Origin of the sequence: Micromonospora sp. AMSO31t (assembly GCF_008868175.1) — a bacterium.
Taxonomy (GTDB): Bacteria; Actinomycetota; Actinomycetes; order Mycobacteriales; family Micromonosporaceae; genus Micromonospora.
The window spans coordinates 19,794-30,774 of the sequence record NZ_WBKT01000061.1; the positions used below are offsets into that span (position 1 = coordinate 19,794).

9 protein-coding genes are annotated in these 10,981 nt (G+C 70.8%); 2 read left to right on the forward strand and 7 right to left on the reverse strand.

The features are described 5' to 3' along the window. Window positions 1-19: 19 nt before the first annotated feature. From F8274_RS15850 to F8274_RS15860, 3 genes are all read right to left on the reverse strand, one after another. Window positions 20-1,090, reverse strand: a complete 1,071-nt coding sequence (locus F8274_RS15850) for a BMP family protein (RefSeq protein WP_151463169.1) — start codon at window positions 1,088-1,090, stop codon at window positions 20-22. Between the two features lie 277 nt (window positions 1,091-1,367). Beyond that, the gene (locus tag F8274_RS15855) at window positions 1,368-1,709 is read right to left on the reverse strand and encodes a hypothetical protein (RefSeq protein WP_151463159.1); all 342 of its coding nucleotides are present in this window, start codon (window positions 1,707-1,709) and stop codon (window positions 1,368-1,370) included. A 675-nt stretch (window positions 1,710-2,384) separates the two neighbouring features. Continuing rightward, window positions 2,385-3,392 (reverse strand): hypothetical protein, encoded by a 1,008-nt coding sequence (locus F8274_RS15860; RefSeq protein ID WP_151463160.1) that lies wholly within the window; start codon window positions 3,390-3,392, stop codon window positions 2,385-2,387. Window positions 3,393-3,490: 98 nt separating this feature from the next. Between F8274_RS15860 and F8274_RS15865 the strand changes: the two genes are divergently transcribed. After that, window positions 3,491-4,090, forward strand: a complete 600-nt coding sequence (locus tag F8274_RS15865) for a TetR/AcrR family transcriptional regulator (RefSeq protein ID WP_192579854.1) — start codon at window positions 3,491-3,493, stop codon at window positions 4,088-4,090. A gap of 52 nt (window positions 4,091-4,142) precedes the next feature. Here the strand turns inward: F8274_RS15865 and F8274_RS15870 are convergent, their stop codons facing one another. The 4 genes from F8274_RS15870 to F8274_RS15885 form a co-directional block, all read right to left on the reverse strand. After that, window positions 4,143-5,954, reverse strand: a complete 1,812-nt coding sequence (locus F8274_RS15870; protein ID WP_151463162.1) for a glycoside hydrolase family 13 protein — start codon at window positions 5,952-5,954, stop codon at window positions 4,143-4,145. Window positions 5,955-6,144: 190 nt separating this feature from the next. Continuing rightward, on the reverse strand, window positions 6,145-7,044 hold the full coding sequence (locus F8274_RS15875) for a sugar ABC transporter permease (RefSeq protein ID WP_151463163.1): 900 nt from the start codon (window positions 7,042-7,044) through the stop codon (window positions 6,145-6,147). Next, entirely contained in the window at window positions 7,041-8,681 is a 1,641-nt protein-coding gene (locus F8274_RS15880; protein WP_151463164.1) for an ABC transporter permease subunit, read from the reverse strand. Before F8274_RS15880 ends, F8274_RS15875 begins: the two co-directional genes overlap by 4 nt. Further along, window positions 8,681-9,931 (reverse strand): maltose ABC transporter substrate-binding protein, encoded by a 1,251-nt coding sequence (locus F8274_RS15885; RefSeq protein ID WP_151463165.1) that lies wholly within the window; start codon window positions 9,929-9,931, stop codon window positions 8,681-8,683. Before F8274_RS15885 ends, F8274_RS15880 begins: the two co-directional genes overlap by 1 nt. Window positions 9,932-10,130: 199 nt before the next feature. Between F8274_RS15885 and F8274_RS15890 the strand changes: the two genes are divergently transcribed. Further along, window positions 10,131-10,981 (forward strand): LacI family DNA-binding transcriptional regulator (locus F8274_RS15890; protein ID WP_151463166.1); only part of this gene is annotated, 851 nt, incomplete at its 3' end.

Sequence of the window (10,981 nt, forward strand, 5' to 3'; positions counted from 1 at the left end):
GCGGGGGTCGGCGGAGCGGTCACTTGGTCGGCTGGGCCTTCGAGGTGACCGTGATGGTGCCGGCGGCGATGTCCGCCTTGATCTTGTCGACCTCGGCCTTCAGGTCCGCCGGGACCTTGCTGTCGAAGTCGTGGTACGGGGCGATCGAGACGCCGTTGTTGGCCAGGGTGCCGACGAAGCCGGGCTTGGCCTGGAGCTTCTCACCGTTGGCGGCCTTCAGCACGGCGTCCTTGACGGCGTCCGGGATGTTCTTGACGACCGTGGTGACGAGCGCCGGGCAGTTCGGGGTGCTCTCGCAGCCGTCGACGTCCACCCAGACGACGGAGTACTTGCCGCCCGAGGCCTGCGCCGCGGCGGTGGTGCCGAGGCCGGCGCCGCCGGCGACCGGCATGATGATGTCCGCGCCCTGGGCGACCAGCGCGTCGGAGACCTTCTTGCCCTCGTCCTGCTTGACGAAGTCGTTGGTGAAGGAGCCCTTCTGGGTGGCCTTGTCCCAGCCGATGACCTGGACGTTCTTGCTCTTGGCCTTGTTGTAGTACGCCACGCCGTCGGCGAAGCCGTCCATGAAGATGGTGACCGGCGGGATCGGCAGACCACCGTAGGTGCCGACCTTGCCCGACTTGCTCATCCCGGCGGCCAGGTAACCGGCCTGGAAGGCGGCCTGCGCGGTGTCGAACTGCATCGGGTAGACGTTGTCCACGCCCGGGTTCGCGTCCACGATGCCGAACTGCTGGTTCGGGTTCGCCGCGGCGGCCTTCTTGGTGGCGTCCTGCATCAGGCCACCGACGGCCAGGATGAAGTCGCACTTCTGGTTGACGAACCCGGTCAGGTTGACCTCGTAGTCCGCCTCGGCCTTCGACTGGACGTTCTTGATGTCGATGTTGTCGTTCTCCTTCTTCGCCTCCTGGAGACCCTTCCAGGCCGAGGTGTTGAAGGACTTGTCATCGATGCCACCGACGTCGGTCACCATGCAGGCGCTGAACTTCTTGCCGCCGGTGCCGCCGGCGTTCTTGTCGTCCTCGGGAGCCTCACCACATGCGGCGGCGCCCAGCACGAGGCCACCCGCCACGATGGCGGAGGCGATCCGCATCCCACGCACAGAGCGCAAGACGTCTCCTTCCCATTGCACACCGCGTCGTGCGCGGTGGCAGCCCTTGCGCCGGCCTGCGGTGTGCCGCCGGCGTCCCACGTTACGGACGGGAGCGTACGCCCGCGCCCACCCACCGGCCGACAATCGTGCACGACTGTTGAGCGGTCGTTACCCCTACGTAACCGATGCGTGGGGCACATCACCTTCCGTGCCGGCGACCTGCCGGAGAGGTGCCGCGAACGTCCGTTTTCCGTGGTCTTCCCGCTGTGCCGGAGGGCTAACGCCAGAAGACCGCCACCGCCGCGTTGACCAGCGTCAACCCGATGATCGCGAGGAAGTGCCCGCGGTTCACGGACTCCCGCTTACGGGAGAAGAAGACCATGACAAAGATGAGCAGCGCGAGCACCAACTTGGTAACAAGCTTCGCCGGTGCCGGCTCGTCGCCGTCGCGCAGCGGGGCGGACAGACCGATTCCGGTCAGCAGCCCGATCACCGAGCCCCAGAGCATGGCGGCGTTGATGCGGAGCCGGCCGTTGACGTACTGGGCGATCGCACCGCCGAGCAGCATCGCGAACCCGATGAGATGGACGTAGAGAAGGATCAGTCGAAGAGCTTCCACGCCGGCCATCCTCCCCCATCAACGACGCCTTGTAGTAGCGGCCCGCCGAGGTGCCGTCATACCGTGACCTGGACGAGACGCGACCGCGGCGGCTGTTCGGCCGGCTTCTCGACAAACAAACAAATGAGCCGGACCACAACTGGCCCGGCGCATTTATTCCGGACGACTACCGGTGAACAATGCTCCTGAGGCCACTGAAGTAAAGGGAGGGATCGCTCGCCGTCGAGTATTTACCGGAGTTGTATTTCACCCAGGCCCCGAAGCGCCAGCTGCACCCCCGCTGGTCGCAGAACTCGCCTTCCACACGGAACTCGGTGGCGCCCGACCTCGTGCCGTCACACTTCACCGAGACCGAGCGGGCCGTGCTGGGCGAATCGCAGACAAGAGCCGCTTGAGCAGGGCTTGCGGGCAGCAGGACCACTCCACCGACGAGAGCGCCGACCGCCAGGACGCCCTGGGCAAATCGCTTCTTCATTTGTCTCCCCGTTACACCTGAGAAAATCCCCCGAAAGTGGGGGTCACCCGGTTAGGTGCGCTGTCAGGCTAACAACTATCCGTGAGGGGATCAAGACCAATTGCATTCACCGCCGTCGACCTGCCGAGTTCGCCGACATTCACGGCGGCCAACGCCGCCGGCGGCCGGCGCAGGGGCGTCGGCGTCCCGACGAGGTGCCGTCACACCGCGACCTCGGCGGGCCGCCGATCCGCCGCGGGGCTGGTCGCGCCGGCGCGTACGGACCGGCGGCCGACGAGGACCAGGGCCAGGCCGACCAGGGCGTAGCCGGCCAGCACGGCCACCGGCCGGCCGGCGCCCGCCCCGTCGAAGAACGCGGCCGAGCGCAGCAGCGTGCCGCCCGCGCCGACCGGCAGGAACTGCCCCACGGCCCCCCAGGGCTGCGGCAGCAGCTCGGGCGCGGCGCTCACCGCGGAGAGCGGGTTGCCGACCAGGAAGACGAGCAGCGCGCCGAGCCCGATCCCGGGAGCGCCGAGCAGCGCGCCGAGGCCCGCCACGGTGCCCGCCGCCGCCAGCGTGAACAACCCGATCGCGCCGGCCTCACGCCAGAGATCGCCGTCGAGGACACCCAGCCAGCCGTGCAGCACTGCGGCCCCCACGAGGCCGGCCAGGACGGCGAAACCGAGCAGGCCGGCCAGCCGCGCCGCGCGCCGGGCCACCAGCACGGTGAGCAGGGCCCCGGCCAGCATGCCGGCCAGCGCGAGCGGCAGGAACCCGGCGGCGAAGCCGGCCCCCCGCGGGTCGTCCGGGTCGGCCGGCACGACCTGCACCACCGGCACCGGACGGCCGGCGGACAGCTGCGTGGCGGCCTCGGTGAGCAGCGCCGCCACGGTCGGGCTCGCGGCCGGGGCGGTGTGCAGGGCGACGCCGTCCGGGCCGACCACGAAGGCGGCGTACGCCTCCCGGTCGCGCAGCGCCCGGTCGGCCGCCGCCCCGTCCGGCAGCGTGGTCACGGCGAAGCCGCCGGGGTGGGCGGCCGTGAGCCGGGCGGCCAGCTCGGCGGCGGCGGGCGCCGGCCCGGCCACGGCGATGGGCAGGTCGCGCGGCGCCAGGTGCGCGGCCGGCGCCGCGAAAAGGGGTACGAGCAGCGCCTGCACCACCACGGCCAGGCTGGCGACCAGCGCGGCGAGCAGCCAGGGCGAGCGGATCCGGTACGGGTGAGCGGGCATGGCCGCCTCCTTAAAACGAACGTTCGTTCTCTTGGACTGAGCGTGCGCTGCCACACGGTCCGCCGTCAAGAACGAACGTTCGCTTTACACTGTGGGTCGTGCCACGCGTATCGGACGAACACCTCGCGGCCCGCCGTCAGCAGATCCTCGACGCGGCCCGGCGCTGCTTCCGGCGCGACGGCTTCCACAACACCTCGATGCAGGACGTGATCCGGGAGGCCGGCCTCTCGGTCGGCGCGGTCTACCGCTACTTCCCGAGCAAGAACGACCTGATCACCGCGATCGCCCAGTCGGTGATCGGCGGCGCCGAGGGGCTCTTCGCCGAGCTGGCCACGGCCGAGCCGCCGCTGCCGCTGGTCGAGGCGCTGGACCGGGCCCTCACCTACGTCGACGCGCAGTCCGACCCCGACGGCGTGCTGCCGCTGGCCATCCAGGTGTGGGGCGAGGCGCAGCGGGACCCGACGCTCGCCGAGTTCGTCGGCCGGACGTACGCCAGCTTCCGCAGCCACTTCGCGACGCTGGCCCGGCGGGCCCAGGCGGCCGGCGAGCTGCCCGCGGACGCCGACCCGGTGGCGGTCGGCGCGGCCCTGTTCGCCCTGGTCCCCGGCTACATCCTGCAACGCATCCTGACCGGCTCGCCCGACCGGCACACCTACCTGACCGGAGTCCGCACCCTCCTCGCCGCCAACCGCGGTTAGGAGGGGCCCCCTCCGCTACCCGAGGCGTTGGAAGGGGGCCCTTCCTTGCAGGTCAGGCGAGGCACCACACCTGGAAGGTGGGGCCGTCCGCCGGGAGCGTCACGGCGCCGTCCGCGTCCGGGCGCAGCGCCGGAGCGCCGCCGTACACGTTGTCGCCGGCCGGCAGGCCGGTCAGCCGGACCGGGGTCCCGCCCGCCCGGCGGGCCAGAACGAGCACCGCACCGGCCGGCGCCTCGCGGAGGAAGACCAGCGTTTCCGCGTCGGCGTGCACCCAGCGCAGGCCGCCGTGCCGCAGCGCCGGCTCGTCGCGGCGCAACGCCAGCAGCGACCGGTACGCGTCGAAGGTGCGCCCGTCCCAGCTCTCCGGCCGGTGCCACGGCATCGGGGTACGCGAGCCCTCCCCGTTGGCTCCGGTCAGGCCCAGCTCGTCGCCCGCGAACACCACCGGGGTGCCGGGCATGGTGGCGAGCAGGCCGGCCGCCACCTCCTGCCGGGCCGCGTCGCCGACCACGGTGCGGATCCGGGCGGAGTCGTGCGAGCCGAGCAGCTGCCACGAGTGCGTGTACGACCGCCAGGAGATCAGCGACCGGTAGGTGTTCATGGTGGCCAGGACCGCGCCCGCGTCCCGTCGCCGCACCCCGCCGGGGGTGCCGAGGAAGTTCGGCAGCGTGCCGTCGCCCCGGCGCAGCCAGGACCACACCGGGTCGGTGAAGCCGACGTAGTTCATGGTGCCGTGCCAGCCGTCCCGGTCCAGGTCACCCGTGTGGTCGTGGCCGTGCTCGGCGAGCAGCAGCCCGTCGGCGCGGGTGTCGGCGACCACCTCCCGCAGCAGCCGGGCCACCTCGTGCGTGTACGCGTCCGCGCCCCGCCGGCCGGTCATGTTCGCCACGTCCACCCGCCAGCCGTCCAGCGCGTACGGCGGGCGCAGCCAGCGACGCAGCAGGGAGTCCTCGGCGGTGGCGAAACGGCGGCGCAGTTCGGCGCTGCCCCAGTTGAGCTTCGGCAGCGACTTCACCCCGTTCCACGATTCGAAATCCCCGCCGGGCAGGTCGAAGTAGTACAGCTCCCGCTCAGGCGCGTGCACGTCGGAGACGGCGGCCGTGAACCACTTGTGGGCGTCGCCGGTGTGGTTGCTCGTGATGTCGCCGAGCAGCCGCCAGCCCCGCGCGTGCACCGCGTCGGCCAGCCGGGCCAGAGCGGCGTCCCCGCCGAGCAGCGGGTCGACGGTGTCGAAGCTCGCCGCGTCGTACCGGTGGTTGGAGCGGGCCGGGAAGATCGGTGTGAGGTAGACGGTGTTCACGCCGAGCCGGTCCAGGTGGTCCAGCCGCTCGGTGACGCCGTCGAGGTCGCCGCCGTAGAACTGGCGGGGCGTCTCCGGGCCGCGCCCGATCACCGGGGTGTCCCAGTCGCACGGGATCGCCCAGTCCGGCGCCGTCCGGCCCGCCGCGGCGGCCGACCGGGCGAACCGGTCCGGGAAGATCTGGTAGATGACCGCGTCCCGGGCCCAGGCCGGCGGCGGCGCGTAGCTGACCAGCTTGAAATCGCCGTTGTCCGGCACGTCGTGGTCGGTGAGGCCGGCCGCGTTCAGCCAGCGGGGGCCCGCCGCGCCGTCGAGCAGGAAGCGGTAGTTGCTGACCGGGTTGCGGACCTCGACGTCGGCCCGCCACCACACGTCACCATCCTCGGTGCGGTCGACCACCGCCTCGGCGAAGCGCGGCTCGCCGTCACCGGCGGTCCGGACGTGCACCTGCCGGACGTCGGCGCCGGCCGGCACCCGCACGAAGACGGGGACGGTCTGCCCGAGGGCGGGCTCCTGCTCGGGAACGTAGGTCGCGGATCCGTCGTGGTGCGGCTGGAGAGACATGGGCATGCCTTTCGCGTCGTCGAGAACAGGGAGTCGGGCGGGCACCCGCCGCGATCGGTCACCCGACCGCGGCGGTCCGCCCGAAAACCGCTCCGGTGTACGTCACAGACGCCCTTGCCGCAGCGTGCGCAATGGGTACGGAGTGGCACCACTCGCCTCGCCCACGACGGCGAGTGGCCACCCCTCCGGTCTATCCTTTGACGGCTCCGGCGGTGAGGCCGGAGACGATGTAGCGCTGGAGCAGTTGGAACACCAGCACCGTCGGGACGGCGGTGAGCAGGGTGCCCGCCGCGAACATCCCGAAGTTGTTGTTGCGCTCGCCCGCCACCATGCCGAACATCCCGACCGCCAGGGTCTTCGAGTCCGGCTCGGTGAGGAACACGTTGGCGATGATGAACTCGTTGATCGAGCCGATGAACGCGAGCAGCCCGGTCACCGCCAGGATCGGCGCCACCAGCGGCAGCATGATCCGGAAGAAGACCTGGGCATGCGAGGCGCCGTCCATGGTCGCCGACTCGTCCAGCTCCTTCGGCAGGGTGTCGAAGAAGCCCTTCATGAGCCAGGTGTTCGCGCCGAGCGCGGTGCCCATGTAGAGCAGGAACAGGCCCCACGGGGTGTTGAAGCCGATCGCCGGCCACAGGCCAGTGACCGTCGTGAAGATCAGGAAGATCGCCACGATGGCCAGGAACTGCGGGAACATCTGGATCAGCAGCAGCGCGAGCAGCCCGACCCGGCGACCGGCGAACCGCATCCGCGAGAACGCGTACGCCGCCAGCGCCGACAGGAAGATCGACGCGAAGCTGGCCACGCCGGCGAGCAGCAGCGAGTTGAGGAACCAGTGGGCGAACGGCGTCTTCTGGAACAGGTTGGTGAAGTTCTCCAGGGACGCCCCGGTCGGCAGCAGTTCCGTCGACGAGAGCGTGCCGAGCGGGTTGAGCGCCGCGGAGATCACGAACAGGATCGGGAAGAGGCTGAACGCCACGGCCAGCACCCCGACGAGGTGCCGCCAGCCCACCTGGGCGAACCAGCGTCCCTTCGACTTCCCCGTCCCGGCCCGGTCGGCGACGGCAGCGTCGGACAAGGTGGTCACGAGTAGACCTCCTCCTGCTTCCGGGTCCGCGAGAAGCTGATCGCCGCCACGATCGCCACGATCGCGAAGATGAAGATCGAGACCGTGGTGGCCAGCCCGTACTCGGCGCCCTGTGCGCCGAAGGCCAGCCGGTAGGTGTAGGTGATGAGCAGGTCGGTGGCGCCGTTTCTCGGGTTGTCCGGCGCGAACGGCCCGCCCTCGGTGGTGAACAGGATCGCGTTGACGTTGTTGAAGTTGTACGCGAACGACGCGATCAGCAGCGGCGACAGCGCGACCAGCAGCAGCGGCAGGGTGACCGCGCGGAAGGACTGCCACGGGCTGGCGCCGTCGACCGAGGTGGCCTCGGTCAGCTCGCGCGGGATCGCCTGGAGCGCGCCGGTGGCCACCAGGAACATGTACGGGTAGCCCAGCCAGAGCTGCACGAGCAGCACCGCGATCCGGGCCGACCAGGTGCCGCCGAACCAGTCGATGTGCAGCCCGAACAGGTCGTTGACCAGCCCGAAGTCGGTGTTGAACATGTCCCGCCAGACCAGCAGCATGGCGAACGACGGCATGGCGTACGGCAGGATCAGCAGCACCCGGTAGACGTTGGTGCCGCGCATCCGGGGCGAGTGCAGGGCGAGCGCGATGGCCATGCCGAGCAGGAACGTGAACCCGGTCGAGCCGATCGCGAAGGCGAAGTTCCACAGCAGGGTGCCGAAGAACGGCCCGGAGATGTCCGGGTCGGTGAGCACCCGGGTGAAGTTCTTCAGCCCGACGTTGACCTTCCAGCCCTGGGCGAGCCGCTCGCCGTCGGCGGCGACGAAGGAGCCGTTCGCCGGGTCGGCGGTCCAGGTCTTCCCCGTCTCGCTGTCCTTGACGCAGTCGCAGCCCGCGTCGTACGCCCGCACGGCCTTGCCCTCGTAGGCCCGGGACAGGCCGTTGGAGCGGACCGCGCCACCGGCGGTCGGCACCACCAGGTCGGTGATGTCCTTGCTGCGACCGCTGGCCTGACCGAAGTTGAGCACGGTGTAGCCGGCGGCCTCGGTGATCTTGCCGGTCGCGCTGACCGTGACGTCGCCGGCGTCGAGCTTGCGCAGCCCGCCCGCGTCACCGGCGAAGACCTCGCGGGTCTTCGGGTCGCTGAGCAGGAACACCAGGGGGCCGGTGGCCGGGTCGCCCGTTGTGGCGATGGAGAGGGAGTACTCGGTGGAGCCGGGAACCTGCCGCACCGAGGAGGTCTGGATGGCGACGATCGCGTCGTCCTTGGTGCCGCGGTGGCCGTCGCCGAAGTTCGTGAACGCGGTGCTCGCGGTGTAGAGCACCGGGAAGACCTGGCAGGCGATCAGGAAGATCGTGCCGGGGACCAGGTACTTGGCCGGGATGTGCCGGCGGCTCAGGTAGAGGTAGAACAGGCCGGCCGTGGTGGCGGCGAGGATCCCCAGCCCGACCCAGTGCTCGGCCTCGACGAGCGGGAACGCCGCCCAGATCGCGATCCCGGCCACCAGGCCGAGCAGGACCACCTTGACGACGAGGCCGGTCGCGGTGATCGGCGCGTGGTTCCGCGCGGTACGGGGCGTGCGCGGGAGCCCGCGGCGAACGGGCTCCCGGCCCGGGGCCTGCTCAGCAGACCCCGGGCCGGACAGCGACGTGCTCATTACTTGATCTGACCCGCGATGGTCTTGCCCGCGGCGGTGATCGTCTTGGCCGGGTCGGCGCCACCGATGATGGCGGCCTCCGCCTTGCCGAACGGGTCCCAGATCGCGGCCATGGCCGGGATCGCCGGGAGCACCTGGCCGTTCTTGCCGGCCTCGGAGAACTTGGCCAGGTCGGCGTCCTCGCCCTTGACCTGGTCGAACGCGGCGGTCAGCGCCGGCGGGCGCGGCTCGGCCTGGTAGAGCGCGACGGCCAGCTCGGGCTTGGTCACGTAGTTGGTGACGAACTCCTGGGCCAGGGCCTTGTTCTTGCCCTTGGCGGCGACGTAGAACGCCTGGACGCCCACGAACGGCTGGGCCTCCTTGCCGCCGGCGAAGCCGGGGACCGGCGAGATGTCGTACTTGATGTTGGCCTTCTTCGCGTCCGCGATGGCCCACGGGCCGGAGACCAGGAAGGCGCACTTCTTGCCGGTGAAGGTGGCGATGGAGTTCTCGCCGGTGATGGAGCGCTTCAGCGCGCCGTCGCCCTTCTCACCGAGCTTCGCGATCTTCTGGAAGGCCGCGATCGACTCCGGCTTGCCCACGCCCAGGTCCTTCGGGTCGTAGTCGCCGTTGGCCGCGGTGCCGAACAGGTAACCGCCGCCCGAGGTGTACAGCGGGTAGATGTGGTACGCGTCGCCGTTCTGGCCGGACTGGAGGCAGAGGATCTCGCTGGCCTTCTTCTCGGCCTTGAGCTTCTTGCCGGCGGCGACCAGGTCCTCGATCGTCTTCGGCGCCTCGGGGGCCAGCTCGGTGTTGCGGATCAGCGCGACGTTCTCGGTGGCGTAGGGGACGCCGTAGAGCTGGCCGTTGAAGGTGACGGCCTTGATCGCGGTCTCGTTGAACGCGCTCTTCTGCTCGGCGGCGAGCTGCACCGGGTCGATGGCACCGTTCTGGACCATGTTGCCGATCCAGTCGTGCGCGCCGACCACGACGTCCGGGCCGCTGCCCTGCTGCGAGGCGGTGACGAAGTTGGTCTGCAGGTCCTTGGAGACGGCCTGGACCTCGACGGTCACACCGTTCTCCTTGCCGAACTCCTCGGCGAACGGCTTCAGGGCCGCGGTCCGCTTGTCGTCGGCCCAGATGACCAGCTTGCCGCCGGCGGCCTTGGCGGACTCCTTGGCGGCCGGCTTGTCGCTGTCACCGCCGCCGCAGCCGGACGCGGCGAGCGCCAGGCCGAGGACAGCGACCACACCCGCGGTACGGATGCGCATCGGTACTCCTGTCGTCATGGCGGGCCCGCCGGGGGAAGGGCGGCTCGCCAGTGGAAACCTCGGAAAAGTCTTGCTGACCGGCGCGGGGATACTGCGCCGCTGCTCTCGCATGTTGCGGGGACGTTAGCAAGAGGTTGCAGAGAATGGAAGGGCTTGCAGGAGCGTACGCAAGAACTTGCTCGTGAGCTAAAGTGCCGCCATGCGCGCTCGACTGTCCGACATCGCCCAACAGGCCGAAGTCAGCGAGGCCACGGTGTCGCGGGTGCTCAACGACCGCCCCGGAGTGGCCCCCGAGACCCGGCAGGCCGTCCTCACCGCCCTCGACGTGCTCGGCTACGAGCGCCCCGCCCGGCTGCGCAAGCGCAGCGCCGGGCTGGTCGGCCTCGTCGTGCCCGAGCTGGACAACCCGATCTTCCCGGCCTTCGCCCAGGTCATCGAGTCGACGCTGGCGCAGAGCGGGTTCACCCCGGTGCTCTGCACGCAGACCCCCGGCGGCGTCACCGAGGACGAGTACGTCGAGATGCTGCTCGACCGGCAGGTCTCCGGGATCGTCTTCGTCTCCGGCCTGCACGCCGACACCGCCGCCAACCACGACCGGTACCGGGCGCTGATCGCCCGCCCGCTGCCGATCGTCATGATCAACGGATACGCGCCCGGCATCTCGGCGCCCTTCGTCTCGTGCGACGACGGCGAGGCCACCGAGCTGGCCGTCGCCCACCTGGTGGCGCTCGGCCACCGGCGGATCGGGCTCATCACCGGCCCGGACCGCTTCGTGCCGGTGCAGCGCCGGGTGGCCGGCTTCCGCGCCGCGATGACCCGGCTGGTCGGCACGACCGAGGCGGAGGCCGGCGAGCTTGCCGAGCTGTCCCTGTTCGGCGTCGAGGGCGGCGAGGCCGCCGCGGGCCGGCTCATCGAGCGCGGCGTCACCGGCCTGGTCTGCGGCTCGGACCTGATGGCGCTGGGCGCGATCCGGGCCGCCCGGCAGCGCGGCCTCACCGTCCCCGACGACATCTCGGTGGTCGGCTACGACGACTCCCCGCTGATGGCCTT